This window comes from Acidiphilium sp. PM (assembly GCF_000219295.1).
Taxonomy (GTDB): Bacteria; Pseudomonadota; Alphaproteobacteria; order Acetobacterales; family Acetobacteraceae; genus Acidiphilium; species Acidiphilium multivorum.
In genome coordinates, this window is record NZ_AFPR01000103.1 from 1 (window position 1) to 26,692 (window position 26,692).

Annotated in this window: 22 protein-coding genes and 1 pseudogene; 10 read left to right on the top strand and 13 right to left on the bottom strand. The window is 68.4% G+C overall.

Annotated elements, in window-relative coordinates; genetic code table 11:
• From APM_RS04940 to APM_RS04950, 3 genes are all read right to left on the bottom strand, one after another.
• On the bottom strand, window positions 1–656 hold a 656-nt coding region (locus APM_RS04940), incomplete at its 3' end, for a four-carbon acid sugar kinase family protein (RefSeq protein WP_007422255.1).
• Window positions 653–1,486, bottom strand: a complete 834-nt coding sequence (locus tag APM_RS04945) for a DeoR/GlpR family DNA-binding transcription regulator (protein WP_007422256.1) — start codon at window positions 1,484–1,486, stop codon at window positions 653–655. The genes APM_RS04940 and APM_RS04945, both read right to left, overlap by 4 nt.
• 51 nt (window positions 1,487–1,537) lie before the next feature.
• Window positions 1,538–2,518, bottom strand: a complete 981-nt coding sequence (locus APM_RS04950; RefSeq protein ID WP_011942025.1) for a GlxA family transcriptional regulator — start codon at window positions 2,516–2,518, stop codon at window positions 1,538–1,540.
• A 109-nt stretch (window positions 2,519–2,627) separates the two neighbouring features.
• On the opposite strand from APM_RS04950, the gene APM_RS04955 reads away from it, so the two are divergent.
• Together APM_RS04955 and APM_RS20255 are read left to right on the top strand one after the other, a co-directional pair.
• Complete coding sequence (locus tag APM_RS04955; RefSeq protein ID WP_007422258.1) at window positions 2,628–3,269, top strand: HD domain-containing protein; 642 nt, start codon at window positions 2,628–2,630, stop codon at window positions 3,267–3,269.
• 41 nt (window positions 3,270–3,310) lie between these two features.
• Window positions 3,311–4,750 (top strand): catalase, encoded by a 1,440-nt coding sequence (locus APM_RS20255; protein WP_007422259.1) that lies wholly within the window; start codon window positions 3,311–3,313, stop codon window positions 4,748–4,750.
• 27 nt (window positions 4,751–4,777) lie between these two features.
• Here the strand turns inward: APM_RS20255 and guaD are convergent.
• The 9 genes and pseudogenes from guaD to APM_RS05000 all read right to left on the bottom strand — a co-directional run.
• Window positions 4,778–6,079 (bottom strand): annotated as a pseudogene (gene guaD, locus APM_RS04960) (guanine deaminase); the annotation flags it as partial.
• Between the two features lie 9 nt (window positions 6,080–6,088).
• Window positions 6,089–7,477 carry a cytosine permease gene (locus APM_RS04965; protein ID WP_007422260.1) on the bottom strand — a complete coding sequence of 463 codons (1,389 nt, stop codon included), beginning with the start codon at window positions 7,475–7,477 and terminating at the stop codon, window positions 6,089–6,091.
• 39 nt (window positions 7,478–7,516) lie between these two features.
• Window positions 7,517–8,059 (bottom strand): 2-oxo-4-hydroxy-4-carboxy-5-ureidoimidazoline decarboxylase, encoded by a 543-nt coding sequence (gene uraD / locus APM_RS04970; protein WP_007422261.1) that lies wholly within the window; start codon window positions 8,057–8,059, stop codon window positions 7,517–7,519.
• Entirely contained in the window at window positions 8,056–9,255 is a 1,200-nt protein-coding gene (locus APM_RS04975) for a urate hydroxylase PuuD (protein WP_007422262.1), read from the bottom strand. Before APM_RS04975 ends, uraD begins: the two co-directional genes overlap by 4 nt.
• Window positions 9,256–9,260: 5 nt before the next feature.
• Complete coding sequence (gene uraH / locus APM_RS04980) at window positions 9,261–9,611, bottom strand: hydroxyisourate hydrolase (RefSeq protein ID WP_007422263.1); 351 nt, start codon at window positions 9,609–9,611, stop codon at window positions 9,261–9,263.
• 88 nt (window positions 9,612–9,699) lie between these two features.
• Window positions 9,700–10,572: a xanthine dehydrogenase accessory protein XdhC gene (gene xdhC / locus APM_RS04985; protein ID WP_039887814.1), complete on the bottom strand. Its 873-nt coding sequence runs from the start codon at window positions 10,570–10,572 to the stop codon at window positions 9,700–9,702.
• On the bottom strand, window positions 10,569–13,007 hold the full coding sequence (gene xdhB, locus APM_RS04990) for a xanthine dehydrogenase molybdopterin binding subunit (protein ID WP_007422265.1): 2,439 nt from the start codon (window positions 13,005–13,007) through the stop codon (window positions 10,569–10,571). The genes xdhC and xdhB overlap by 4 nt, the downstream gene beginning before the upstream one ends.
• Complete coding sequence (xdhA, locus tag APM_RS04995) at window positions 13,004–14,560, bottom strand: xanthine dehydrogenase small subunit (RefSeq protein ID WP_007422266.1); 1,557 nt, start codon at window positions 14,558–14,560, stop codon at window positions 13,004–13,006. The genes xdhB and xdhA overlap by 4 nt, the downstream gene beginning before the upstream one ends.
• 94 nt (window positions 14,561–14,654) lie before the next feature.
• Window positions 14,655–15,560 carry a LysR family transcriptional regulator gene (locus tag APM_RS05000; RefSeq protein ID WP_241763107.1) on the bottom strand — a complete coding sequence of 302 codons (906 nt, stop codon included), beginning with the start codon at window positions 15,558–15,560 and terminating at the stop codon, window positions 14,655–14,657.
• Window positions 15,561–15,729: 169 nt separating this feature from the next.
• Between APM_RS05000 and gcl the strand changes: the two genes are divergently transcribed.
• Genes gcl through APM_RS05040 form a run of 8 tightly spaced genes read left to right on the top strand, consistent with a single transcriptional unit; the run spans window position 15,730 to window position 24,986 of the window.
• Window positions 15,730–17,514: a glyoxylate carboligase gene (gcl, locus tag APM_RS05005; protein WP_039887815.1), complete on the top strand. Its 1,785-nt coding sequence runs from the start codon at window positions 15,730–15,732 to the stop codon at window positions 17,512–17,514.
• A 19-nt stretch (window positions 17,515–17,533) separates the two neighbouring features.
• Window positions 17,534–18,340, top strand: a complete 807-nt coding sequence (gene hyi, locus APM_RS05010) for a hydroxypyruvate isomerase (protein WP_007422269.1) — start codon at window positions 17,534–17,536, stop codon at window positions 18,338–18,340.
• Window positions 18,337–19,215, top strand: coding sequence for a 2-hydroxy-3-oxopropionate reductase (locus APM_RS05015; RefSeq protein ID WP_007422270.1), 879 nt, complete (start codon window positions 18,337–18,339; stop codon window positions 19,213–19,215). Before hyi ends, APM_RS05015 begins: the two co-directional genes overlap by 4 nt.
• Window positions 19,215–20,534, top strand: coding sequence for a glycerate kinase (locus APM_RS05020; protein WP_007422271.1), 1,320 nt, complete (start codon window positions 19,215–19,217; stop codon window positions 20,532–20,534). Before APM_RS05015 ends, APM_RS05020 begins: the two co-directional genes overlap by 1 nt.
• 5 nt (window positions 20,535–20,539) lie before the next feature.
• A complete protein-coding gene (locus APM_RS05025) occupies window positions 20,540–21,835 on the top strand; it encodes an allantoate amidohydrolase (protein ID WP_007422272.1) in 1,296 nt (431 codons plus the stop codon).
• 2 nt (window positions 21,836–21,837) lie between these two features.
• Window positions 21,838–23,082: a M20/M25/M40 family metallo-hydrolase gene (locus tag APM_RS05030; RefSeq protein WP_007422273.1), complete on the top strand. Its 1,245-nt coding sequence runs from the start codon at window positions 21,838–21,840 to the stop codon at window positions 23,080–23,082.
• 37 nt (window positions 23,083–23,119) lie between these two features.
• Window positions 23,120–24,043, top strand: coding sequence for an allantoinase PuuE (puuE, locus tag APM_RS05035; RefSeq protein WP_007422274.1), 924 nt, complete (start codon window positions 23,120–23,122; stop codon window positions 24,041–24,043).
• A 19-nt stretch (window positions 24,044–24,062) separates the two neighbouring features.
• Complete coding sequence (locus APM_RS05040) at window positions 24,063–24,986, top strand: LysR substrate-binding domain-containing protein (protein WP_007422275.1); 924 nt, start codon at window positions 24,063–24,065, stop codon at window positions 24,984–24,986.
• A 694-nt stretch (window positions 24,987–25,680) separates the two neighbouring features.
• Here APM_RS05040 and APM_RS05045 read toward each other — a convergent pair.
• On the bottom strand, window positions 25,681–26,692 hold a 1,012-nt coding region (locus tag APM_RS05045; protein WP_241763108.1), incomplete at its 5' end, for a Hint domain-containing protein.

The window sequence follows — 26,692 nt, forward strand, 5'->3', positions numbered from 1 at the left end:
CCCGGCTCGGGCACGATCCGGCAGGGCCCCTCGCCGGCCAGGGCGCGGGCGAGGCCGGCACTGCCGCACCAGAGGATGGGGGCGCCGTGGCCGCGCGCGACGACCACGAGCCGGTCCAGATCCTCCTGCACGAGCGCGTCGCAGATCAGCACCGTGCCGGGCGCCGCCGCGAGGTCTGCGGCGCGCAGGGCGCCGGCCGGAATGTGCCGCGCGCGGCAGCCCGCCAATGCCAGTTCCTCGCCGGGACTCCGCGGCAAGGCAGCCAGGATGCCATCCGCGCCTGGCGCGTATTGCCGGCCATTCCGCGTGATCCGGCGCTGCGCGGGGAAAGCCGGCGCAAGGATGCATACGTGATCGGGACAGGCGCCGAGCAGGATCGCGAGATCGCGCGGCCAGTGCCCGCGCAGCAGGCTGTCGATCTTCAGGAACCGGAGTCCGGCGCCGGCCAGGAACGGCGCGGCGGCGGCCATGAGCCGCCCGGCGGCATCGGCATCGAGATCACGCGAGGCGGTGCTGATCGCCGCGGTCTCCGCCACAGGCGCCCCGTTTCGCGCGCGAAGAAGCACCGGAAGGCCCGGATTTCGCCCCGTGAACTGGACGGCCGCATCGAGCGCGCCGGTCAGATCATCGGCAACAAGGCGGACCGAGGTCGTCATCGGGGCGTTTCGCGCGGCGCCGAGACGAGCGAGACCGTCACGCCCCGCGCGCGCGCCGCATCGAGATCGCCCGGATCAACGCCGTCATCGGTCACCAGCGCGTCGATCTCGTCGAGATCGCAGATCGTGCAGAAGGCCGGCAGGCGGAACTTCGTCGAGTCCGCGAGGAGAATGACCCGTCGCGCCGCGCGGATCATCGCCCGCTTCATCGCCGCGATCTCCACCGAGGTGTCGGTGATCGCCGTGCCGCTGATCGTGTGCGTGCCGAGCAGCAGCGTATCGGCATGGAGCCCGGCCAGGAAGTCGCGTCCCGGATCGCCGGTCAGGCTGAGCGAGCCGTGGCGAACCGTGCCGCCGGAGACGATGACCCTGATCGTCTCGGATTGCGCGAGAACCTGGGCAATGCCGAGATCGTTGGTGACCGCGGTGAGCGGGATCGCCCGCGCCATGGCGGCCTGGGCCGCCCACCGCACGGTGCTGCCGCTGTCGAAGATGACGCTCTCGCCCGGTGCGAGCATGTCCGCGGCGGCGGCGCCGATCAGGCGCTTTTCCGCGCGCGCGAGTTGTTCCGCGAGTTCCGGGGCGGGTTCGAACGTCGCGGCGGGTTCGGCCGGCAGGGCCGCGCCGCCATGCGCGCGCGCCAGGGCCCGCCGCTTCTCCAGCCGGTCGAGATCGCGCCGGATCGTCGAGACCGAGGAGCCGATCGCCGCCGCCAGATCATGGATCGATGCCGCGCCGTGCTGGCGGACATGGTCGAGAATCAGCGCCTGGCGCTGCACGGGCAGGAGGTCTTGCCGCCCCTCGCGGGTAGATGCCGATCGTCGCCTCATCGCAAAAATGTCTCACAGCCGGTTGCGTTTGCCAAATGCCGGCGCCGCGCGTTACGCCCTTCCGCCAAAGTGCCGGCGGTAGGCCGCCGGCGTTACCCCCACATGACGCTGGAAGGACCGGCGCAGCGTATCGACATTGGCGAACCCGCACCGCGCCGCGACCTGCTTCGGCGCGGCCGCGCCACTTTCGAGCATCTCCCGGGCCGCCGTCACGCGCGCGGATTCCACCCAGCTGGCGGGGGTCATTCCGGTTTCACTGCGGAACAGCCTGGCGAAGTGCCGGGCGCTGAGGCCGGTACGGGCGGCAAGACTGCCGACATCGAGATCGGCGGCGGGATTTGCCGCGACATATCGCTGCACCTCCTGCAACATGGCGCGACCGGAGGGCAGCGACTCCCCGCTGCGGCTGAACTGCAACTGCCCGCCCGGCCGCTTGAAGAACATCACCAGTTGCGCGGCGACCCGCTTGGCGATCTCGCGGCCGAGATCCTCCTCGACCAGAGCGAGGGCGAGATCGAGCCCGGCGGTGACGCCGGCGGCGGTGCGCAGCTTGCCGTCGCGCACATGGATCGCGTCGGTCTCCAGCGTGACTGCGGGGAACGCCGCCGCGAGCCGCGCCGCCACCGCCCAATGCGTGGTTGCCCGCTTGCCGTCGAGCAGGCCGGCCTGGGCAAGCAGAAAGGCGCCGCTGCAGACCGACCCGTAGCGCCGTGCCCGCCGCGCTTCCCGCCGCAGCCAGTCCAGCACCGGCTGCGGCGGCGCCGTATCGGGCATTTTGGGACAGCCCGCGACCAGCAGCGTGTCGATCTTGCCGCCAGTCATGCCGTCGCCGACGATGCGGTCCGGCATCAGGCGCGCGCCCGACGAACTGACGATGGGGCCCGGCGCGATCCCGGCGATCTCCAGCCGATACGCTGTCCGCCCGGCCTGGGCGCTTGCCTCCGCGAAGACGTCGAGCGGTCCGGAGACATCGAGCAACTGCACGCCCGGCATCGCCAGCACCAGGATCGTCCTTATCCCACGATCATTCATCGCCACGACCTTTCCGCACGGATTTTGTCTGAATTCGACGTGTTACGTCGATAGAGGACATCCAGCGCCTCGGTTATGATCTCCTTGCCGTCAAGTCAAGGAAATCACGATGAAAACCACAGTAAACGGGATCGGTATCCCCGATACGCCCCTGGCCAATGCGATAACGGAGCTGGTGCGCGATACGGAGACGCCTCTTCTCTTCAATCATTCCACACGGGTTTATTACTGGGCCGCGCTTGCCGGGACCCGGCGGGGGCTGAAATATGATGCCGAACTGCTCTATGCCGGCGCGATGTTCCACGACATGGGGCTGATGGCGAGCCACAGTTCCCATCACGAGCGCTTCGAGGTGGACGGCGCCAATGTCGCGAAAGCGTTTCTGCTGAGCCGCGGCATTGCCGAGGCCGACGTCTATACGGTCTGGACCGCGATCGCGCTGCACACCACGCCCGGCATTCCCCGGCACATGCATCCGCTGGTGGCCCTGGTCACCGCCGGCGTGGAGATGGACGTGCTCGGTCTCGCCTATGACGACTATGCCGATGCCGAGCGCGAAGCCGTGGTGCGCGCCTATCCCCGCACTGAGCATTTCAAGGAAGACATCATCGACGCATTCTACAACGGTATCCGCCACAAGCCCGACACCACCTTCGGCAACGTCAAGGCCGATGTACTCGCCGACAAGGATGCGCATTTCCACCGCGGCAATTTCTGCTCGGTGATCCGCGGTTCCGCATGGAAAGCCTGACCCAAGAACACCGCCCCTGAAGGCCTCCCGAGGAGTTTGCCATGACCGACACCCCCTTCACCAACGCGACCGGCGCGCCGGTCGCGGAGAATACCAACGTGATGACGGCAGGCCCGCGCGGCCCGGTGCTGCTGCAGGATATCTGGCTGATCGAGAAACTTGCCCATTTCGATCGCGAGGTGATTCCCGAGCGGCGGATGCACGCGAAAGGATGGGGCGCCTACGGGAGCTTCACCGTCACGCAGGATATCACACGTTATACCAAGGCGAAGATCTTTTCCGATATCGGCAAGAGGACCGATATCTTTGTCAGATTCTCGTCGGTCGCCGGTGAGCGCGGCGCGGCGGATGCGGAACGCGACATCCGCGGCTTCTCGGTGAAGTTCTACACCGAAGAAGGCAATTGGGACATCGTCGGCAATAACACGCCGGTGTTCTTCTTTCGCGATCCGTTACGGTTTCCCGATCTCAACCACGCGATCAAGCGCGACCCGCGCACCGGACTGCGCAGCGCCGACAACAATTGGGACTTCTGGACCCTTCTGCCGGAGGCGCTCCACCAGGTGACCATCGTGATGTCGGAGCGCGGCATTCCGAAAAGCTTCCGCCACATGCACGGATTCGGCAGCCATACCTTCTCGATGATCAACGCCGCGAATGAGCGTGTCTGGGTGAAATTCCATTTCCGCAGCCAGCAGGGCATCGCCAATCTCATCGATGCCGAGGCGGAGGCGGTCGTCGCGCGCGACCGGGAAAGCCACGGCCGCGACCTGCTTGCCGCGATCGAGGCCGGAAACCTCCCGCGCTGGACGCTGATGATCCAGGTCATGACCGAGGCGCAAGCGAAGGTTCATCGCCACAATCCGTTCGATCTGACCAAGGTCTGGCCAAAAGCCGAATACCCGCTGATCGAGGTGGGGGTGCTGGAACTCGACCGCGCGCCCGACAATTACTTCGCCGAGGTTGAACAGGCCGCCTTCTCGCCCGCCAACATCGTGCCCGGAATCTCGTTTTCACCCGACCGCATGCTGCAGGCGCGCCTGTTCTCGTATGGCGACGCGCAGCGCTACCGGCTCGGGGTCAACTTCAACCAGATTCCGGTCAATGCGCCGCGCTGCCCGTTCCGCAGTTATCACCGCGATGGCGCGATGCGTACCGACGGCAATCTTGGCGGCATCGTCAGCTATCATCCCAATACCGGCCGCATCTGGGACGATCAGCCGGCTCATGCCGAACCGCATGTCCCGTTGGAGGGGGACGCAGCACATCACGATCATCGCGCCGACGACGATCACTGGGAACAGCCGGGCAACCTGTTCCGCCTGATGACGCCGACGCAACGGCAGGCTCTATTCGACAACACCGCCCGCGCGCTCGGCGATGCCTCGCGGCACATCCAGGAGCGGCACGTCGCCAATTGCCGTCGCGCCGATCCGGCCTACGGCGACGGTGTCGCAACAGCCCTCGCCCGCCTGAGCTGACGCATCGGACCGGGTGCGGTCGTGCACGAGGCGGCCCGCCGCGTAGGTTGCCCGAACGCATCCCGCACCGCCCAGCGTCATCAGCACGAACAGCGCCTCCTCCAGCGTGTCCGCGAAACGCAGGCGCTCGCGCAGGAGGGGCGTGGCCGCGAGGTCGAGCACCGCGAAATCGGCTTCGTACCCCGGCGCGAGGCGACCGATCCTGTCGTCCATGTACAGGGCTCGCGCCGAGCCGAGGGTCGCGAGGTAGAAGGCCCGGTGGGCGGAGAGCGCCTCGCCCCGCAGGGCCGCGACCTTGTATGCCTCGTTCAGCGTTGCGAGCGGCGAGAAGCTGGTTCCGGCGCCGATATCCGACCCCAGCGCGGTGCGGACCGGATTGCCGGCGATCAGCGCCCGGCGCAGGTCGAACAGGCCGGAGCCGAGGAACAGGTTCGAGGTGGGGCAGTGAACGACGGCGGCGCCCGCCCCGGCGAGACGGTCCCATTCGCGGGGTGAAAGATGGATGGCATGGCCGAACAGGCTGCGCGGACCCACCAGCCCCGCGCGATCATAGACATCGAGGTAGTCCAGGGCATCGGGGAACAGGGCGCGCACCCAATCAAGCTCCGCGAGGTTTTCGGAGAGGTGGGTCTGCATGCACACGCCGTCGGTCTCGGCGAACAGCGCGCCGGCCGCCTCAAGCTGGGCCGGCGTGCTGGTCGGCGCGAAACGCGGGGTGACGGCGTAGAACAGCCGGCCGCGGCCATGCCAGCGGTCGATCAGGCGCCTGGAGTCGTCGTACCCGCGCTGTGCGGTGTCGCGCAGCGGCTCGGGCGCGTTGCGGTCCATCAGGACCTTGCCGGCGCCGGCGCGCAGGCCGAGCCTTGCCGCTTCCTCGAAATAGGCGTCGACCGAGCCGGGATGAACCGTGCAGTAGGACAGCGTGGTGGTCACGCCGGCGGCAAGTTCCTGCGCAAAGAAGAGCCGGGCCATGGCGCGGGCAAAATCGGGATCGGCATAGCGCTGCTCGACGGGAAAGACATAGGTCTCCAGCCAGTCGAGCAGCTGCTTGCCATAGGCGCCGATCATCGGCGTCTGCGCGTAATGGACATGGGCGTCGATGAAGCCCGGCATCAGCAGCGCATCGCGATACTCATGCAGTTCGACGCCCTCGGGCACGAGATCGGCGACGTAGGGACCGACATGGGAGATCCGCCCGTCCGCGACGAGGATCAGCCCGTCGCTCTCATGCCGCACGCAGTCCGCGGGATCCGACACGAAGGGATTGCCGTCGTAGCCGAGCAACTGAGCGCGGATGGCGAGACGGCCGGGGCTGGGCGGGATCATCATGCGGCGTCCTTACGCGCTGGGCACAGCACCCGCCGGGATCGGCGCCGTGCGCGGGATGGTGGCGAGGAGATAGACGATCGCGGCGACGAACGCGCCGATGAAGAAGGAAATGTCGCCGAATTCCGGATGAACGGCCGCGAAGGCGCCGACGAAGACCGGATACTGGTTCCAGAACGGCACGCTGCAGACGACACCGGCGAGCCAGGAGAGGAAGCCGACCGTCGTAACGTCGATCGACGCGAAGCGCGAGACGCGCGGGCGGAGATGGCCGATCGCCATCACCGGGAAGCGCGGGAAGATCACGTAGCCGAGGAAGAAGAGCAGGAGTTCGTAGTTCTTGTAGAAATGCTGGTAGGCGAGCAGCGAGATGATCAGTCCGACGCCGCCCGTCAGCAGGGCCGCCTGCCATTGCTTCATGCGGATTCCCGAAGCGAGGGCGGAAAGGCTGGCGGAATATATGTTCAGCACGTTCGGGCTGATCGTGCCGATGACGATGGCGACGATCAGCGGAACGCGGAACCAGCCGGGCAGCCAGGACGAGAACAGGTCGGCCGGGCTGTTCAGCGCGACGGTGCCGCCGATGACCGCTCCGACCACCTCGAGCCAGGTCGACGAGATGAAGCAGCCGAGGAAGGCGTTCCAGAAGACGCCGCGCTTGATCGCCTCGCGGTTGTGCCGGTAGCACATGTAGCGCGAATAGTCGCCCGAATACAGGATCCAGCCGCCCAGCCAGGAGAGCATGATCGAGACGGTGAGCAGGATCGCGCCGGAACGACCTCCCACTTCCGCGAGCTTCTTCGGATCGGCGACCGGCAGATGCGGGATATGGGCGAGGGTCAGCGCCGTCAGGATCGCGAAGACCGCGCCAAGGAACCAGAAGAAGACCTTTTCCGCCTTGATGATGAAGTCATGCCCGACGATCGCGATCAGCACCTGGATGATCGTGAGGCCGACGATGCCGACGACCAGGCTGGCGCCGAGCACGCGATGGACGAAATAGGCGCCGATCACGGTATTGATCGCGAACCATGAAAAGCCGTTGAGAAAGTTGAGGAACGAAAGGACCCGGTTGCCGAACCGCCCGAACCAGCGTTCGCACAGGATCATCATCGGCAGGCCGTAATCGACGCCATAGGTCGAGAAGAGGCCGAGCAGCAGGCAACCCAGAATGTTGGCGCCGACGATCGCCACGACCGCGTCGGGCACCGAGAGGCCGAATACGCCGGTTGCGATCGCCCCGGTGGTGATGGTGGCGAATTCGACGTTCACCGCCATCCAGAGTCCGAAGAGATGCGAGGGCTTGCCATAGGCTTCCTCCGGAGTGACCTGGGCGATGCCCTTGGATTCGACCGAGAAGCCCGATTTCGTATCGCCCGCTTTCTGGGCCTGGTTTGTCATGACGTCCTCCTGTGGGTTCCGGTTTGGGTCCGGTTTCTATTACTCTGAAAAGGCGGTCGCGGAGTCGGCCGGCGCGGCGACGCGACGGGCGAGGCGGAAGCCGGCGATCCTGCACACCTCCGCCAGCGCGATCCGGCGCTCGTCATCGGGCGTGCCGGCGAGGCGCCGTTCCAGCGCCGTCATGATCGCCGCCATGTCGCGCTGGCCGCGCACGGCGATGATGAAGGGAAAGCCGAAGCGTTCCCGATAGGCGGCGTTCAGCGCGGCGAGGCGCGCCGCCTCGCCGGCGGCGAGCCGGTCGATGCCCTGCGCCCGCTGCTCGTCCGCCGACTCCGGGGCCAGCGGGCCACGATGGCCGAGCTCGGGATGGGCTCGCAGGAGTGCCGTCTGCAGCGCGGGATCGGCATCGCGGACGATGCGGGCCATCGCGGCGGCCAAGGCATCACGGTCGCCGAAGGGGCGCAGCGGCGCGGCCGCCTCGGCGACCCACGCGGCATGCTCGTAGATATCACCGAGTGCTGCGACGAAATCCTCGCGCGCCATGGCGTTCAGGGTGGCGATGTCGGGGCCGTCGGCGCTCATTTGGCACCTCCCCTCACCCAGGCGGCGATTTCCTCTCGCTCCCGCCTGGTGATGTGCGTGACGTTGCCGGGCGGCATCGACTTCGCGCTCACCGCCTGCTGTTCGATCAGCGACGCCCTGGAGCGGATCTCGGCCGCCGTGTCGAACATGATGCCGTTCGGGGCGCTGGCCATCAGCGTCGGATGGGCGGAATGACAGGCCGCGCAACGCTCATGGATGATCGGCTCGATCCGGGCGACGGTTACATTGCCCTGCACTCCCGCGGCTTCGGCCGACGCGCCGGTCGACATCGCGCCCGGCGCCACGGCGACGATCACCAGGACGATCAGCACCGCGCCGGCGACCGGCAGGGCGAAATTGCGCTGCCCCTTGTGCCAGAGCACGAAGAACTGGCGAATGAGCGCGCCCGCCACCATGACCAGCCAGAGATAGATCCAGCTGGCCGGATGGCTGAACAGCATGCCGAAATGGCTGCTGAGCATGGCGAAGACGACCGGCAGCGTGAAATAGGTGTTGTGCACCGAACGCTGCTTGCCGCGCTTGCCGGGCAGCGGGTCGGGCGTTTCGCCGCGGGCGAGTGCCGCGACCATCTTCCTCTGGCCCGGGATGATCCAGAAGAAGACATTCGCCGTCATGATCGTGCCAAGCATGGCGCCGATGATCAGGAAGGCGGCCTGGGGCGCGAACAGATGCGTCGAGATGAAGGCGGCGGCGCCGACATAGACCGCGATGGCGACGCCGAGCCGCAGATCCCGGTCGCCGAAGGCGCGGCACAGGACATCATAGACAACCCAGCCGACGAGCAGGAAGCCGAGCGCCGCCGCCACGCCGAGGCCCGGCGCGATCCGCGCCACCGAGGGATCGAGCAGATAGATGCCCGGCTGGAGCAGATACATCACCGTGAACAGCGCGAAGCCGGACAGCCAGGTCGTGTAGGATTTCCACTTCGACCAGTGCAGGTCTTCGGGCATGCGCGCGGGCGAGACGAGATATTTCTGCGCGTGGTAGAACCCGCCGCCATGGACCGACCACATCTCGCCAAACACGCCGCGTTCGCGGGGCTCGGCCTCGGCCGGTGACTTCAGCCCATTGTCGAGCATGACGAAGTAGAAGGATTCGCCGATCCAGGCGATCGCCGCGATCACGTGGAGCCAGATCAGCAGGGCCATCGCCCATTGCGCCATATAGGCCGTCATTGTCGTCATTGTCCCCGATAGGTCGTGTAGCCGAACGGCGTGATCAGCAGCGGGACATGAAGGTGCGCGGCCCCGGCGCGGAGACCGAAGCGGATCACGACATCGTCCAGAAAGCGGGGTGCCGGCTCGGCCGCGCCCTTCGCGCCGAAATAGGCGCCGACGGAAAACACGAGGTCATAGCTGCCGGAATCGAAGGCCACGCCGTTCGCGGGCACAATCTTCGCGCGGCCGTTAGCATCCGTCTCGGCTTCGGCCAGGGGCCCTCCGGCCGCTCCGGCCGCGAACAGGCGGATACGCACACCGGCCGCCGGAATGCCGTGGGCAGTGTCGAGAACATGCGTGGTCAGGTCAGTCATCGATCCGGTCCGTTTCCTCTCATGTGCGGGCGATGGTGGCAGCCCGCTGCCGCGCCTGCGATCCGAAATTGTCGATATAATTCCCCGCTTATGATCCGGCGCAGCGCGCCGAGGCACGACAGGCGCTGCACTCGGCGTCGAGATCGATCGGGATGCGCGGAAGCTGGCGCATGTGCCGCGCCGGAAACCGCGATGCCAGTTCCGCGGCGACGGCGAGAGCGATGAGTTCCGGCTGCTTGCCCTGGATCGCGGGAATCCCGATCGGGCAGCACAGGCGCGCGATCGCCTCCGGCGGGATGTCCTGCCGGCGCCACTGGCGGGTGAAGCGCGCGCGCTTGGTTTCCGAACCGATCAGGCCGAGATAGCCGAAATCGCCGCGCCGCATGACCGCGGCGCACAGTGCCGCGTCCAGCGGGTGGGCATGGGTCATGATCAGGAACGCGGCACCCGGCGGCGCATCCGCGATGGCGGCGACCGGATCGGCCAGCCTGCGGCAGGCGAGTTGTGCCTTGCCGCCGGGGAGGCTGGCGGGAAATGCGTCGAGGCGGGAGTCGATCCAGTCGATCGTGCAGCCGAGAGTCGCGAGAACCGCGACCACGGCACGGCCGACATGACCGGCCCCGTGCAGTTGCAGGTGAAACATGGGCGGCGGGGCTTCGAGCTTTCCCGAGTCCGACGGCGCATAGGCGAGGGTGACGGAGCCTCCGCAGCACTGGCCAAGCTGCGGGCCGAGCGCGTGAAGCTCGTGCATTTCGCGGGCAAGATCGGGATGGGCGATCCATTCGCCGAGCAACGCGCGGGCGCACGCGATCGCCGCGTGTTCCAGGGCGCCGCCACCGATCGTGCCGTCGGTCGCGTGCGCCGTCACCATCATGCGCGTGCCCTGCTCGCGGGGCGCCGAGCCACGAACGCGCCGCAGCTCGACGATCACGCCGCGTGGAGGTTGTGCAACCGCACTCACGGTGCGTCACCGCCGGTGCGCACGACATCGAGCGCGTCGAGGATCGCCTCCGGCGTCGCCGGTGCGCGCAGCGGCGGATCGACGCGGTGGCCGCCGGCGGCCGAGATCGCGTCGCGGATCGCGAGCAGCACCGAGAAGGCCAGCAGCATCGGCGGTTCGCCGACCGCCTTCGAACGGTGGATGCTCGGTTCCCGGTTGGGGCTGTCGAACAGGGTCGTGTTCAGCACCGCCGGCACGTCGTTCGCGGTGGGGATCTTGTAGGTGCTTGGCGCATGGGTCAGCAGCATGCCGGTCTTCGGATGCCAGACCAGTTCTTCCGATGTCAGCCAGCCCATGCTCTGCACGAAGCCGCCCTCGATCTGGCCGATATCGATGGCGGGGTTCAGCGACCGCCCGGCATCGTGCAGAATATCGGTGCGCAGTGCCGTGAATTCGCCGCTCAGCGTGTCGATCACCACCTCGGATACCGCGGCACCGTACGCGAAATAGTAGAACGGCCGGCCACGCATCGTCTGTGGCGACCAGTTGATCTTCGGCGTGGCGTAGAAGCCGTCGCTCCAGAGTTGCACGCGCGCTTCGTAGGCCATGCGGACGAGATCGGCGAAGCTGATCGATGTGCCGCCGATCCGCACGAGACCATTTGAAAAGCGGATGTTTTCGATTCCGGTTTCAAAACGCTCCGCGCCGAACGCGGCGAGCCGCCCGCGGATCGCGAGCGCCGCGTCGAGCGCCGCCATGCCGTTCAGATCCGCCCCGGTGGAGGCGGCGGTGGCGGAGGTGTTCGCGACCTTCGACGTGTCCGTCGCCGTGCAGCGCACCTGGTCGAAGCCGATCCCCAGCGCATCCGCGACGACCTGCGCGACCTTGGTGTTGAGCCCCTGCCCCATCTCGGTGCCGCCGTGATTCACCAGCACGCTGCCGTCGGCATAGACATGCACCAGCGCGCCGGCCTGGTTCAGATGCGGCACGTTGAAGGAAATGCCGAATTTCACCGGCGTCAGCGCAAGCCCCTTCTTCAGCACCGGACTGGTCGCGTTGAAGGCCGCGACCGCGGCGCGGCGCTCGTGATAGGCGCTGCTCCGGACGAGCTGTTCCACGATCTCGGCAATCACGTTGTCTTCGACCGTCTGTCCGTATGGCGTCACGTCGCGCGCGCCGCGACCGTAGAAATTCGCGCACCGGATCTCGAGCGCGTCGCGGCCGAGGCGGCGGGCGATCGAGTCGAGGATGATCTCGGTGACCAGCGCGCCCTGCGGGCCGCCGAAGCCGCGGAAGGCGGTGTTGCTCTGCGTGTCGGTCCGGGCGAGATGGCCGGTCAGCGCGACTTCGGGCAGGAAATAGGCATTGTCCGCATGGCAGAGCGCGCGGGTGAGCACGGCCATCGACAGGTCGGTCGAGTGGCCGGCATTGGCGATCATGGTGATCACGAGACCCGCGATCCGGCCGTTGTCGTCGAAGCCGACCTCATAATCGTATTCGAATCCGTGGCGGCGGCCGGTGATCAGGAAATCATCGTCGCGGTCGAGGCGCAGCTTCACCGGCCGGCCGAGCCGTGAAGCGGCGATCGAGGCCGCGCAGGCGAACAGCCCCGACTGCGATTCCTTGCCGCCGAACCCGCCGCCCATGCGCCGGCATTCGACCAACACCTGATGGCTGCGCCAGCCGAGCGCATGGGCGACGAGATGCTGCATCTCGCTCGGATGCTGCGTCGAGCACAGCACGTGCATCCCGTCATTCTCGGTCGGGATCGCATAGGTGATCTGGCCTTCGAGATAGAATTGCTCCTGGCCGCCGAGGCTGAACCGCCCGGCGAGCCGGTGCGGCGCCGCCGCGATGGCCCGGCGGCAGGCGCCCGGCTCCGACTCGCGGACGAGTTCCATCGGCGCGCGCAGGTGGCGGCCCGCTTCATGGGCGGCACGGGAATCGAGGACCGGCTCCGCCGGCTCGACCCGCACGGCGTCGCGCGCCTTCGCCGCGGCCCGGCGCGCGAGATCGCGCGCGGTGGCGACGACGATGAAGACCGGCTGGCCAAGATAGCGCACGGCGCCCTCGGCGAGGATCGGATCGTCATGCACGACGGGGCCGCATTCGTTCGCGCCGGGAATGTCGGACGCGATGATGACATCGACGACGCCGGGCTGCGCGCGCAGAAGCGCCGTGTCGATGCCGAGCAGCGTTCCCGCCGCGACCGGAGAGAGGCCGAGCGCGGCGTGCAGGGTTCCCGCCCGTTCCGGCACATCGTCGACATACGCCGCGGCGCCGGAAACGTGCAGATGCGCTGATTCGTGCGGGACACCCACACCGACGCGGCTGCCGGCGGCCAGCGCCGCCTCGTCCGCTTCCGACCAGGCAACCCTGACACCCGCCGCGAAACCGGCAAGACCGGGCTTCGTGGCACGGGATGTGGCTGACCCAGGGCGGCTCTGCTCGTTCATGCGGCACCTGCCATCATGCCGGACGCGATGGCGCGCGTGCGCAGCGCCGGCCCTGCCGCCGACGTTGTCAGTTCGAGATGGAGCCGCCGCAGCAGGTTGCGCGCCACGCGCATCCGGTAATCGGCACTCGCCCGCAAATCGGTCAGGGGCGTGAAATCGGCCCCGAGGGCGTTCATCGCCGCCGCGATCGTCGCCTCGTTCCAGGGCTGGCCGCGCAGCGCGGCTTCCGCCGCCGCGGCGCGGCGCACGGTCGCGGCCATGCCGCCGAATGCGAGGCGGACGTCCCGCACGGCGCCGTCCCGCAGCGTGACCGCCGCGCCGAGGCTGAGGGTCGAGATGTCGCAGTCATGGCGCTTCGAGATCTTGTAGGCGCGGAACCGCGTCGCCGGATCGGGACGGGGAATCTCGATCGCGCGCAGGAACTCGCCAGGTGCGCGGGCGGTTTTCATGTAATCGAGATAGAATGCGTCGATCGGCAGACGCCGGATCGTCCCGCCCTGTTGCAGGACCAGTGTCGCGCCAAGCGCCATGAGCACCGGCGGCGCATCGCCGATCGGCGAACCATTGGCGACGTTGCCGCCCATCGTGCCGGCATGGCGCACCGGCGGCCCGGCAAAGCGCAGCGCCATTTCACGACATTCCGGCACCAGGGCGGCGAGCGCGTTCCAGGCATCCTCGAGCGGTACGGCGGCGCCGATGGTCAGCCCCTCCGGCGTCGCCTCGATCGCGCGCAGTTCGGCGACGTCGTTGACCGAAATCAGATCGCCCACGTCGCGGAACTGCTTGTTCACCCACAGGCCGATATCGGTGGCGCCGCCCAGGATGCGCGCCGCGGGCATTGCAGCGCAGAGCGCGGCCAGGCGTTCGGCGGTGCGCGGCGCATGAAAGCGGTTGAACCGGGGGACGCCGTCCGCCGCGAGGGCGGGATCGGCCGCCTCGTAGCTGAACGCCGGCGGCGTTTCCGCCGCGATCCTGCGCAGGGAGGCTTCCACCAGCGCCGCGTCGAACGCGACCGGAGGAAGCGTGAACATCCGCTCGGCGGCATCGAGGATCGGCCGATAGCCGGTGCAGCGGCAGAGGTTGCCGGCCAGCCGGTCGGCGATGGCCTGCCGGTTCGGCGGCGTGGCTCCCTGATGATCGAGATACAGCGCGAGGAGCGACATCGCGAAACCCGGCGTGCAGAAGCCGCATTGCGAGGCGTGGCAGTCGACCAGCGCCTGCTGCACCGGATGCAGCGCGCCGCCGGCCAGAGGACGCAGATCCTCCACCGTCAGCAGCGCCTTGCCATGCAGCGTCGGCAGGAAACGGATGCACGCATTGACCGGCCGCAGATCGAGCCCGCCGACGCGGACGGCGCCGGCAGGCGGCGCGGCCTCCGCCAGTTCGGCGACGATGACCGTGCAGGCCCCGCAATCACCCTCGGCGCAGCCTTCCTTGGTGCCGCATTGCCCCGCGCTCTCCCGCAGCCAGCCGAGAACCGTGGTCGTGATCGGCAGGTCGCCGACCGCGACGATCCCGCCACGGAAATGAAAGCGAATTTTCTGTTGTGTCATGGTCCTTGCGGCCCGTCCCGTTTCAGCTCCGACGAAACAGACTAATCCATCGCACGGGCGGGTCGCAGTTTAAATGACACATATAAGCGCGCGCTTATGATCCCGGCCCGCCGCTGCCCGCGCCGCGCCCGAGCCGGGTCCGGGCGAAGCCGATAAACTCGCCGACCACGGCGGAATGCTCCCGCGGGTAGACGAGGCTGACATCGGCCCGCGCCGGATTGCCGGCGAGCGGGCGGAAGCCGAGACCGGACGGCGCGAGGCGGCGGGCGGAGTCGGGCAGCAGCGCGATGCCGAACCCGTCTGCAACCAGCGCCATCACGGCATGAGCCTCGACCACCTCCTGCACGATGCGCGGGGCGAAGCCGGCCTCGATGCAGCATGTCCAGAGATGATCGGCGAAGCGCGAATCCGCGCGGCGGAAGAACACGAAGGGCTCGTCGCGCAGGTCCGCCAGGGCGAGGCGGCGCCGGACAGCCAGCGGATGATCGCGGGGAAGCACCGCGCTGACGCCTTCCGACCATGCCGGCTCGACACGGAGAGCCGGGTCCGCGCCGGGTGTGCGCAGGAAGCAGAGATCGAGCCGCCCGGCGCCGAGCGCCGCCTCCTGCTCGCCGGGTGGCATCTCGTGCAGGCGCACCTGCACGCCCGGCGCGAATATCTGGAACGCGGCCACCAGGCCGCCGAGCCCGCCGAGCAGGACCGCGCCGGTCATGCCGATATCCAGCGTGCCCGACCGGCCCGCGCCGATGATCCGCGCCTCGTCGCGCGCGCGGACGGCTTCCGCCAGGATCTGCCGCGCCCGGGTCAGGAAGGCCGCGCCGGCGGGGGTGAGCGACACGTTCCGGCTCGACCGGGCGATCAGCGTCGTGCCGATTTCCAGTTCGAGATCGCGGATCTGCTGGCTGAGCGGCGGCTGCGATATCGCGAGCAGGCGGGCCGCTTCCGTGAAACTCAGTGTCTCGGCGACGGCGACGAAATAGCGCAGATGCCGCAGTTCCATGCCGGTTCGATCCATATGAAATAAATATCAATCATTCTGAACAATATATTGGACGTATTGTCTCCCTTCGGCAAGTTTCGATCAGGCGGGCGGCCGCAGTTGCGCCGGTCCGGCATGGAACGGAACGGATCGAATGGGCCCGGCACGACGGCCCAAGGGGGAACACAGGATGAGCAGGATGCGGGCGGCCGAGGCCGCGATCCGCGTATTGGAACGGGAGGGCGCGACCACCCTGTTCGGCGTGCCGGGGGCGGCGATCAATCCGCTCTACGCGGCGATGCGCGGATCGAACGCGATACGGCATGTCCTGGCGCGCCACGTCGAGGGCGCCAGCCACATGGCGGAGGGATTCACCCGCGCGAAGCCGGGCAATATCGGCGTCTGCGTCGGCACGTCCGGCCCCGCGGGCACCGACATGATCACCGGGCTCTATTCCGCCCTGGCGGATTCGATCCCGATTCTCTGCATCACCGGCCAGGCGCCGCGCGCCCGCCTCCACAAGGAGGATTTCCAGGCCGTGGATATCGAGAGCATCGCGAAGCCCGTGACCAAATGGGCCGTCACGGTGCGCGAGCCGGCCCTGGTGCCGCGGGTGTTTCAGCAGGCGTTCCACGTCATGCGCTCCGGCCGGCCGGGGCCGGTCCTGATCGACCTGCCGATCGACGTGCAGATGGCCGAGATCGAATTCGACGAGGAAACCTACGCGCCGCTGCCCGTCTACCGGCCCGCGGCGACGGCGGCGCAGATCGAGCGCGCGCTCGACATGCTGGAGAGCGCGGAACGCCCGCTGATCGTGGCCGGTGGCGGCGTCATCAACGCCGATGCCGCCGACCGGCTCGTCGCGTTCGCGGAACTGACCGGGGTGCCGGTGATTCCGACGCTGATGGGCTGGGGCGCGATCCCGGATGATCATCCGCTGATGGCCGGCATGGTCGGGCTCCAGACCAGCCACCGCTACGGCAACGCGACCTTCCTCGAATCCGATTTCGTGCTCGGCATCGGCAATCGCTGGGCCAACCGGCACACCGGCTCGATCGAGACATACACCCGAGGGCGGCGCTTCGTTCACGTCGACATCGAGCCGACGCAGATCGGCCGCGTGTTCGAGCCGGATTATGGCATCGTGTCGGATGCCGGCACGGCTCTCGATCTTTTCCTTTCCCTGGCGGCGGAGCGGCGCGCGGCAGGACTTCTGCCCGACAGGCGCGGGTGGTCAGAAGCCTGCCGCGCCCGCAAGCGCACGATGCTGCGGCGAACCCATTTCGATGCCGCACCCATAAAGCCACAGCGCGTCTACGAGGAAATGAACAAGGCGTTCGGGCGCGAAACCCGCTATGTCAGCACGATCGGGCTGTCGCAGATCGCGGCGGCGCAGTTCCTGCACGTCTTCCGCGCGCGCAACTGGATCAATTGCGGCCAGGCCGGTCCGCTCGGCTGGACCATCCCGGCGGCGCTCGGCGCCGCGGTGGCGGAGCCGGACCGGCCCGTGGTCGCGCTTTCCGGCGACTATGACTTCCAGTTCCTCATCGAGGAACTCGCGGTCGGCGCGCAGTTCAGCATTCCCTACCTGCACGTCGTCGTGAACAATGCGTATCTCGGGCTGATCCGCCAGGCACAGCGCGCCTTCGGGATGGATTACTGCGTCGATCTCGCCTTCGAGAACATCAACGCGCCGGAACAGGGCCGGGCGGCGGCCAGCGGCGTCGATCATGTCGCCGTCGCGGAAGGTCTCGGCTGCAAGGCGCTGCGGGTGACCGAGCCCGACGGTATCGCGCCCGCCCTGATCCGCGCCGCGGCGATGATAAAGGCGCATCGCGTGCCCGTGGTCGTCGAGATCGTGCTCGAACGGGTGACGAATATCGCCATGGGCCCTGAAATCGATTCGATTCAGGAACATGACGAACTTGCCGAACACAAGGACGATGCGCCAACCGCGCTCGCGTTTCTGGACTGACAGGAGGAACCGACCCGTCATGCCGAAATTCTGTGCCAATCTTTCCATGCTCTACGGGGAACATGCGTTTCTCGACCGGTTCGACGCGGCGGCGGCGGACGGGTTCGGCGGTGTCGAGTTCCTCTTCCCCTACGCATTCCCGGCCGGCGAGATCGCCGCGCGGCTGAAGCGGAACGGGCTCGTCCAGGTCCTGCACAATCTTCCGGCCGGAAACTGGGACGCCGGCGAGCGCGGCATCGCCTGCGATCCCGACCGTGCCGACGAATTCCACGCCGGCGTCGCGCAGGCGATCGACTATGCTACGGCGCTCGGTTGCCCTCAGGTCAACTGCCTCGTCGGCATTCCGCCGGCGGGCGTCGATCCCGCGCGGATACGGCGGACACTCGTCGCGAACCTGGGTCGCGCGGCGCGCGAACTCGGCAAGGCTCGCATCCGCCTCCTGATCGAGCCGGTCAACGGCCACGACATTCCCGGCTTCTGGTTGCAGCGCGTCGAGGACGCCGCGACGCTGATCGAGGAGACCGGGTCGGACAACATTTTCATCCAGTACGACATCTATCACCAGCAACGCTCCGCCGGCGAGCTCATCGCCACGTTCCGCCGCTTCCGCGACCGCATCGCGCATGTGCAGGTTGCCGACAATCCCGGTCGCGGCGAGCCGGGCACCGGCGAAATCGGGTATGGTCGCATCTTCGCCATGCTGGATGACGCCGGCTACCAGGGCTGGATCGGCTGCGAGTACCGGCCGGCAGCCGGCACGAGCGCCGGGCTCGGCTGGCGCGACACGCTGGCGCGCCCCACCGCGGGACCGGAGATCGCGGCATGAGGGTCGGATTCATCGGGCTTGGAATCATGGGCCTGCCGATGGCCGGGCACATCGCGGCGGCCGGGCATGTGCTGTTCGCCCATTCGCGCAGCGGCGTGCCCCCTCGCCTTCTGGACGCCGGAGCCACCGCGTGCGCATCCCCCGCCGATGTTGCCCGCCGGGCGGACGCCATCATCCTCATGCTGCCCGACACGCCCGATGTCGAGGCGGTCCTGTTCGGCACCAATGGTGTCGCCGACAGACTCGCCGCCGGCCGGATGGTGATCGACATGAGCTCCATCTCTCCGCTCGCGACGAGGGAGTTCGCACAAAGGATCGAGGCGGCGGGCTGCGCATTTGTCGATGCGCCGGTCTCCGGCGGCGAGGTCGGCGCGAAATCGGCCAGCCTGACCATCATGGCCGGCGGCACCGATGATGGCTTCGCCCGCGCGGAGCCGTTGTTGCGGCTGATGGGCAGGACCATCACCCATGTCGGCCCCTGCGGCGCCGGCCAGACCGCGAAGGTCGCCAACCAGATCATCGTCGCGCTCACCATCGAGGCGGTGGCCGAGGCGCTGGTCTTCGCCGCGAAGGCCGGCGCCGATCCGGCGCGCGTGCGCGAGGCCCTGATGGGCGGCTTCGCCTCCTCGCGCGTGCTCGAGGTGCACGGCCAGCGCATGATCGACCGGGCCTTCGAACCCGGCTTCCGCATTGGCCTGCACCAGAAGGACCTCGAACTCGCGCTGTCCGGCGCGCGCCAGCTGGGCGTCAGCCTGCCCAACACGGCGTCATGCCAGTCTCTGTTCAACGCATGCATCGCGGCCGGTGGTCGCGACTGGGACCATTCCGCCCTGGTGCGTGCCCTTGAACGTCTGGCCGCGCATGAGTTGAGCTGATGGACGCGGCATCGGCCACGCTCCGGTCCGATCCGGTCGGGGCAACCGGATTGCTGCGCGGGATGCTCGATGCGGCGATCGATGCGGCGCGCCCGGCTCGGGTGTTGCCACCATGGCTGCCGCCGGCGCCGCCGGGCCGGACCATCGTCGTCGGCGCCGGCAAGGCGGCGGCGTCGATGGCGGCGGCGGTGGAGGCGGTATGGACCGCTCCGCTCGAAGGTCTCGTCATCACGCGCTACGGCCACGCGGTGCCCTGCGCCCGGATCGAGGTGGTGGAAGCGGCTCACCCGGTGCCCGACGAGGCCGGGCTCGCGGCCACGGAACGAATGCTCGGGCTGGCCGCCTCGGCCGGCCCCGACGACCTGGTTCTGACGCTGATGTCGGGCGGCGGCTCCGCGCTGCTCACCCGGCCCGCCGCCGGACTGACGCTGGCGGACAAACAGGCGATCACCCGTGCCATGCTCGCCTCCGGGGCGACGATTGCGGAAATGAACTGCGTGCGCCGGCATCTCTCCGCCGTGAAGGGCGGCCGCCTCGCCCTCGCCGCCCATCCGGCGCGGCTGGTCACGCTCGTGATCTCCGATGTACCGGGCGACGATCCCGCCATCGTGGCGAGCGGGCCGACGCTGCCGGATTCGACGACCGCGGCGATGGCGCGCGAGATCCTGGCGCGATACCGGGTGGACCTGCCGGATGCTGTCCGCCTCCATCTCGCCCGCGACGAGGGCGGTGTCCGGCGGGACGATCCCCGCCTCGCCGGCCAATCGGCGCATCTGATCGCGACACCTCGGCTCGCCCTCGAGGCCGCCGCGGACGTTGCCCGGCATCACGGCGTCACGCCGGTCATTCTCGGCGATTCGATCGAGGGCGAGGCACGCGAGGTCGCGCGCGTCATGGCCGGCATCGCCAGGCAGGCCGCGCGTCATGGCGTGCCCGCCGCCGCGCCCTGCGCGCTGATCTCGGGCGGGGAGACGACGGTGACGATCGGGCCCGACACGCCGCGTGCGGCGCGCGGCGGCCGCAACGTGGAATTCCTCCTGGCGCTCGCGCTGGAACTCGACGCACAGCCGGGGATCCATGCGCTGGCCGCCGACTCCGACGGGATCGACGGGACCGAGCCGGTCGCGGGCGCGGTCATCGGGCCAAGGACGCTGGCGGCCAGCCGTGCCGCCGGTCTTGACCCGGGCGCGATCCTGGCGGCCCATGACGCACACACGCTGTTCGAGAGGATCGGCGCTCAGGTGGTGACCGGCCCGACCCTGACGAACGTGAACGACATCCGGGTGATACTGGTCACCGCACAAGAGGCCGGAGAGTGAGGGACATGGACAGCTTGACAAGCGCGGCCGCCGGACTTCCCGCCTGGCGCGGCGAGGCCGGAGCCCGGATCATGGCGCGGCTGGACGCCCTGGCCCGGCATTCGAGCGAGGCGGACGCCCTGACCCGCCTCTATCTGACCGACGCGCATCGCGACGCTCTCGCGACGCTCGGCGCCTGGATGCACGAGGCAGGACTCGCGGTCAGGCAGGACGAGGTCGGCAACCTGATCGGCCGGCGCGAGGGCACGGCACCCGGCCTGCCGGCGCTGTTGCTGGGCTCCCATGTCGATACGGTGCGCAATGCCGGGAAATATGATGGCCCGCTCGGTATCGTCGCCGCGATCGAGGCCGTCGCGCGGCTGAATGACACGCCCCTCCCCTTCGCCATCGAAATCCTCGCGCTGGGCGACGAGGAAGGCGTGCGCTTTCCCGCCGCCCTGACCGGCGCGCGCGCCTTCGCCGGCACGCTCGATCCGGCGACCCTCGCGGCAACCGATGCCGAGGGGATCACCATGCGCGCGGCACTCGAAGCGTTTGGCGGTTCGCCGGACCGGATCGCCGCGGCGGCGCGGCACGAGCGCGACGTTCTGGCCTATCTCGAGTTGCATATCGAGCAAGGGCCGGTACTGGAGGCCGAGGGTCTGCCGGTCGGCATCGTCACCGCGATCGCCGGCGCCGAACGGCACGTGATCGAGGTGACGGGCGTGGCCGGCCATGCCGGCACCGTGCCGATGGCGCTGCGCCACGACGCGCTGGCCGCGGGCGCGGAAATGGTGCTCGCGGCCGAGCGGATCGCGCGCGAGACGGCCGATCTCGTCGCGACCGTCGGCCAGATGACGGCGCTGCCGGGCGCGGTGAACGTCATCCCCTCGGCCGCGCGGTTCAGCCTCGACATCCGCAGCCCGTCCGACGCGGTGCGGCGGGATGCCGTCGCGCGCCTGTTCATGCACTGGCGGGAGATTGCCGCGCGGCGCGGCGTCACCCTGTCCAGCCGGAAGAATTTCGAGGAAGAAGCGGCGCCCTGCGCTCCAGCGCTGATGGCGCTGCTCAATGCCGCCGTCACCCGCGCCGGCGTTCGCGTCCGCCACCTGCCGAGCGGCGCTGGGCATGACGGGCTGGCCATCGCGTCGCTCTGCCCCATCGGCATGCTGTTCCTGCGCTGCCGCGGCGGCATCAGCCACAACCCGGCCGAAGCGATCGCCGAAGAGGATGCGGGGCTTGCGGCCTGCATCCTCGCGGATACGCTGCGCCACTTCGACCCCGCCCCGTTCGCCTCCCATGCCCAAACGATAAAGGACTGACCATGGCCGATACCGAGACGATGCCCGTTCCCGATGCGATTTCCCGCTACCTTTCCGGCGCGCGGGAGGCGGAGACAAGGTTTCTGGCCGACCTGGTCAGGCTGCCGTCGGACAACCCGCCCGGCGATTGCGCCGCCCATGCGGCGCGGACGGCAGAATTGCTGGAAGGGCTGGGCTTCACGGTCGAACGCCATGTGGTGCCCGAGGCGGAAGTCCACGCCAACGGCATGATCAGTGCCGTGAACCTGGTGGTCCGCCACCGTTTCGGCCCGGGCGGCAAGGTGATCGCGCTCAACGCGCATGGCGACGTGGTGCCGCCCGGCGAGGGCTGGACGCGCGATCCCTATGGCGCCGAAATCGTCGATGGCTGGATGTATGGCCGCGGCGTCGCGGTTTCGAAATCCGATTTCGCGACCTACGCCTTCGCCCTGCTCGCCCTGCGCGAGAGCGGGCTGCAACTCGATGGCGCGGTCGAACTGCACCTGACCTATGACGAGGAGGCCGGCGGCGCCATCGGCCCCGGCATCCTGCTGCGCGAGAAGATCTCGCAGCCCGACCTCGCGATCGCCGCAGGATTTTCCTATGCCGTCGTCAACGCCCACAACGGCTGCCTGCATCTGGAAGTCCAGGTCGACGGGCGCTCCGCCCACGCGGCGATGCCGTTCACCGGCGTCGACGCGTTGCAGGCGGCGAACGCGGCGCTCTCCGCGCTCTATGCGACGCGCGGGACGCTGTCCGCAACGGTGTCGCGGATCGCCGGCATCGGTAGCCCGCAGCTTACGGTGGGGCTGATCAGCGGCGGGATCAACACCAACGTGGTGCCCGATCGCGTGACCTTCCGGCTCGACCGGCGGATGATCCCGGAGGAAAACCCGCAGGACGTGGAGGACGGCCTGCGCCGGCTGATCGGCGCGGCGGTGGCCACCGTTCCCGGCGCGCGGGCGACGATCCGGCGCATCCTGCTGGCCGAGCCGCTCACGCCGTTGCCCGGCGCCGAGGTGCTTTCCGCCGCCTTGTGCGAGGAAGCCTCCCGCATCATGGGCGAGACGATCACAACCAGGGGCGTGCCGCTCTACACCGACGCCCGGCATTATGCCGCCGCCGGCGTGCCCATCGTGCTGTTCGGCGCCGGGCCGCACACGATCGAGGAGGCGAACGCCCACCGCGCCGACGAGCGGCTGAAGCTCGACGATCTCTTCAAGGCCACCGAAGTGGTCGCCAGAGCCCTCGCCCGCCTGTTACGCTGACCGCCGCACCATCGACACATCACCGGAGCCGCGTCCGATGACAGGCTATCCCCGCGACATGAAGGGCTACGGCCACGACCGTCCCGACCCGCGCTGGCCGGGCGGCGCGTTGATCTGCGTGCAATTCGTGGTCAACTACGAAGAAGGCGGCGAGAACAACATCCTGCACGGGGATGCCGCGTCGGAAGCGTTTCTCTCGGAAATTCCCGGCGCGGCGCCCTGGCCCGGCGAGCGGCACTGGAACATGGAGTCGATCTACGAATACGGCGCACGGGCGGGCTTCTGGCGCCTGTGGCGGCTGTTTGCCGAACGGCGGATCAGGACAACGGTATTCGGCGTCGCCACGGCGCTCGACCGCGGCCGCGAACAGGCCGCCGCGATGCGGGAGGCCGGTTGGGAAATCGCCTGCCATGGCCTGAAATGGATCGACTACCGCTCGGTCCCGCGCGACGTCGAGGCCGCTCATCTGGCGGCGGCGATCCGCCTGCATCGCGAGGTGACCGGCGAGGCGCCGCAAGGATTCTATCTCGGCCGGTGTTCGATGAATACGCGGGCACTGACCATGGAACAGGACTGCTTCCGCTATTCGTCGGACAGCTATGCCGACGACCTGCCCTACTGGGTGCGGGGCCCGGCCGGCCGGCATCTCGTCATTCCCTACACGCTCGACGCCAACGACATGCGCTTCTCGACGACGTCCGGCTTTGCCAGCGGCGACGATTTTCTCTCCTATCTGCGAGACACGTTCGACGTGCTCTACCGCGAGGGCGAAAGCGGCAGGCCGGCGATGATGAGCGTGGGCCTGCATTGCCGCCTTGCGGGCCGTCCCGGGCGGCTTGCGGCGCTGGCGCGCTTCCTCGATCATGTCGCGGCGCACGAGAACGTCTGGGTGGCGCGACGGATCGACGTCGCCGAACATTTCCACGCCCATCACACGGGGCTGGAGGTGCTGGGCGGATGAAGCGGAGGCGGCGGAACATTTGACGGGCTATCGCGACACGGTCGACATCTATCTGCTGCGAGTGCTGCACACGCTGCTCGTCGAGGGCAGCGTGACCCGCACGGCGGTCAGGCTCAACCAGTCGCAACCCGCGATCAGCGCCGCGTTGCGCCGCCTGCGCGACATCACCGGAGATCCCCTCCTCGTGCGCGCCAAGTCCGGCATGGTGCCGACGGAGCGGGGCCTTGCCCTGCTTGAGCCGGTGACGAACGCTCTCCACGAAATCAGCCGGATCGCGATCGCGAGGGACGCCTTCGACCCCAAACACTCGATCCGCAGCTTCCGCATCGGCTCGCCCGACTATCTGAACATCCTCTTCGTCCCGAGCCTCGTCGAGCGGTTCCGCGCGGCGGCCCCGCATGCCCGGCTCGAACTCCATCCGCTGACATCGGACGCCGACTACGAGGAATCGCTCGCCAGTGGCACGTTCGACCTGGTGCTCGGCAACTGGCCCGAGCCGCCGAAAAGGCTTCAGCGCCGCACGCTGTTTTCCGACGAGGTCGTCTGCCTCCTTGCCGCCGATCACCCGCTCGCGCAGCGCTTTCGTGCCGGAGGGACGATTAGCGAGGCGGATTATCTGACCGCCGCGCACCTCGCGCCCACGCCCTATTCTCCGACCCAGCGCGGTCCGATCGAATCGCATCTCACGCGCGCGCGGCTGAAACGGAACGTGCAGATTCTCGTTCCCTATTTCAGCCTTGCTCCGCCACTGCTGCTCAAGACCGATCTCATATTCACCACGACGCGCCGCTTTGCCGAATTCCATGCACGGCATCTGCCATTGGCGGTCGTGCCGTCGCCGATCGATTTTCCTGCCGTCGAATACTACCTCCTCTGGCATCCGCGCGGGCACCTTTCCGATGAGGTGCAGTGGTTGATCAACCTCGTCGCCAGCGCGGTATGAGCATCAATGCCGCGGTCTCGCGGGGCTGTGGAAAATGGCGCCCCTGAGGCGATCAAGCGGACCAGACTCATCGCCGCGGACGCAGGGTTGGTTGCCATAGACCGACGGCTTCACGCCGCACCAGGCGTTGCCCTCACTCTCATTACGCAGTTGCCTGAGAGTGGTCAGGTCGATCGACGCGCTTGCCAGCCCGGCTCCCGTCTCGCGCAACAGCGGAGGGCGCTCGGGGCCATGATCGATCGGCGACGGCCGTCCAGGCAGCGGGACAATCCGTAAGGCCGCAATCATTGCCACCGCCGGAAAGTTCCTTGCCACCCTGAATGCCATTCTAGCTGCCGGCACCGACGATCGACCCGAGGCAAGCATCCGATTTCAGTCGCCGCCAGACACAGGGCGGCTCAAGACCGACACAGTGCCGCACTCTCCGGCCTCCGCCATACTCTCGCGTTCATTGCTTTCCAAAAACGTTCAACAGCCTCGGAATCCACCGGATTTCGAGGCCGGATCACGAGCATCCGCCTTTGTTCACCCGGTTCAGGAACCGGCCGGCCCCGAGTACCCGACCTGGCGCTCCTGATGCAGACGATAAGGAAACGAAAAGCCGCCTCGGCGACCCTCCCTTCCGGAGAAGGGGCAGGTCGCCTCGGCGGCGTATCGGTCGATGCCCGGTCTCAGGCGCCGGGCTGCCCAGGCATCAGCCGGCTTCGACGCTGCGGTTTGCGCCGTGGGCCGGGTAGGCGAGCGTGCCCACCACGGTGATCGTGAGCGTGCGGCCGTTGATCAGGCTGGCCGGCACCACCGCCGCACCGCCAGTCCAGCGGCCGTCGGCCTCGACGTCATGCCAGCCCTCGGTCAATGCCGGGTGATCGAGCGCGATCGGCTCGTCGCCAAGCATCATCGCGCCGATCTTGACACCGAGCACGCGGCGGTCACGCGGATCCGGGGTCAGGTAGCCCGGGATCGCCGTGCGCGAGGTGATCACCGCCGCGCCATCGGCCCGATACCGGATCTTGAGATCCGCATCGTGCGTGGTCTCGATCCCGGCCCGGGCCAAGATGCGTGCCCGGACCCGTTCCACGATCGCGCCTTCCTCGGCGAAGGGCGCGCAGCTTCCGGTCTCGCGCAGGGCCTGCGCGAAGTCCGGATGCAGGATGATCGCGTCACCGCCATTCTCGAAGGCCGGGCGGTTGCCGGTCTCGAGGTAGCTCTCCGCAGCCATGCCTTCCGCCAGAAGTACCGCATGCTGCGGCAGCTCGACATGGAAGTAGGTGACCTGGCTGCGCCGGAGCTGCCGGATCGTCGCGCCGTTAACCAGCGCCTTTGCCGGGATGAGCACGCCGTCGAGGTAGAAAGCGTGATCCGGCGAGACGATCAGGTCGCGGACCGGGATGCCGTCGGCAATGGCGCCGGCGTCGATCACGATCGGCTGCACCGCCTCGGGTCTGGCGTGGCGGTCGAGGTCGATCGTGCGATAGCCGAGCCACACCACCGGCGCCGTTCCACCGTCGTGCAGCACGACCACATCGCCTGCGACCAACTCCTCTACCGGCACGTCACCCCGCACAGTCGCAATCCGCGTCCCCTCTGCGAAGCAGGGATTTCCACCCGTCGCACCCGTTGCGCCCGTGGCACCCGTCGCGCCCGTGGCACCCGTCGCGCCGGTGGCACCCGTTGCGCCCGTGGCACCTGTGGCACCCGTGGCACCC

Coding starts and splice junctions, on each gene's coding strand:
- APM_RS04945 (WP_007422256.1), bottom strand. CDS start 1,486: ATGAGGCGACGATCGGCATCTACCCGCGAGGGGCGGCAAGACCTCCTG.
- APM_RS04950 (WP_011942025.1), bottom strand. CDS start 2,518: ATGAATGATCGTGGGATAAGGACGATCCTGGTGCTGGCGATGCCGGGC.
- APM_RS04955 (WP_007422258.1), top strand. CDS start 2,628: ATGAAAACCACAGTAAACGGGATCGGTATCCCCGATACGCCCCTGGCC.
- APM_RS20255 (WP_007422259.1), top strand. CDS start 3,311: ATGACCGACACCCCCTTCACCAACGCGACCGGCGCGCCGGTCGCGGAG.
- APM_RS04965 (WP_007422260.1), bottom strand. CDS start 7,477: ATGACAAACCAGGCCCAGAAAGCGGGCGATACGAAATCGGGCTTCTCG.
- uraD (WP_007422261.1), bottom strand. CDS start 8,059: ATGAGCGCCGACGGCCCCGACATCGCCACCCTGAACGCCATGGCGCGC.
- APM_RS04975 (WP_007422262.1), bottom strand. CDS start 9,255: ATGACGGCCTATATGGCGCAATGGGCGATGGCCCTGCTGATCTGGCTC.
- uraH (WP_007422263.1), bottom strand. CDS start 9,611: ATGACTGACCTGACCACGCATGTTCTCGACACTGCCCACGGCATTCCG.
- xdhB (WP_007422265.1), bottom strand. CDS start 13,007: ATGAACGAGCAGAGCCGCCCTGGGTCAGCCACATCCCGTGCCACGAAG.
- xdhA (WP_007422266.1), bottom strand. CDS start 14,560: ATGACACAACAGAAAATTCGCTTTCATTTCCGTGGCGGGATCGTCGCG.
- APM_RS05000 (WP_241763107.1), bottom strand. CDS start 15,560: ATGGAACTGCGGCATCTGCGCTATTTCGTCGCCGTCGCCGAGACACTG.
- gcl (WP_039887815.1), top strand. CDS start 15,730: ATGAGCAGGATGCGGGCGGCCGAGGCCGCGATCCGCGTATTGGAACGG.
- hyi (WP_007422269.1), top strand. CDS start 17,534: ATGCCGAAATTCTGTGCCAATCTTTCCATGCTCTACGGGGAACATGCG.
- APM_RS05015 (WP_007422270.1), top strand. CDS start 18,337: ATGAGGGTCGGATTCATCGGGCTTGGAATCATGGGCCTGCCGATGGCC.
- APM_RS05020 (WP_007422271.1), top strand. CDS start 19,215: ATGGACGCGGCATCGGCCACGCTCCGGTCCGATCCGGTCGGGGCAACC.
- APM_RS05025 (WP_007422272.1), top strand. CDS start 20,540: ATGGACAGCTTGACAAGCGCGGCCGCCGGACTTCCCGCCTGGCGCGGC.
- APM_RS05030 (WP_007422273.1), top strand. CDS start 21,838: ATGGCCGATACCGAGACGATGCCCGTTCCCGATGCGATTTCCCGCTAC.
- puuE (WP_007422274.1), top strand. CDS start 23,120: ATGACAGGCTATCCCCGCGACATGAAGGGCTACGGCCACGACCGTCCC.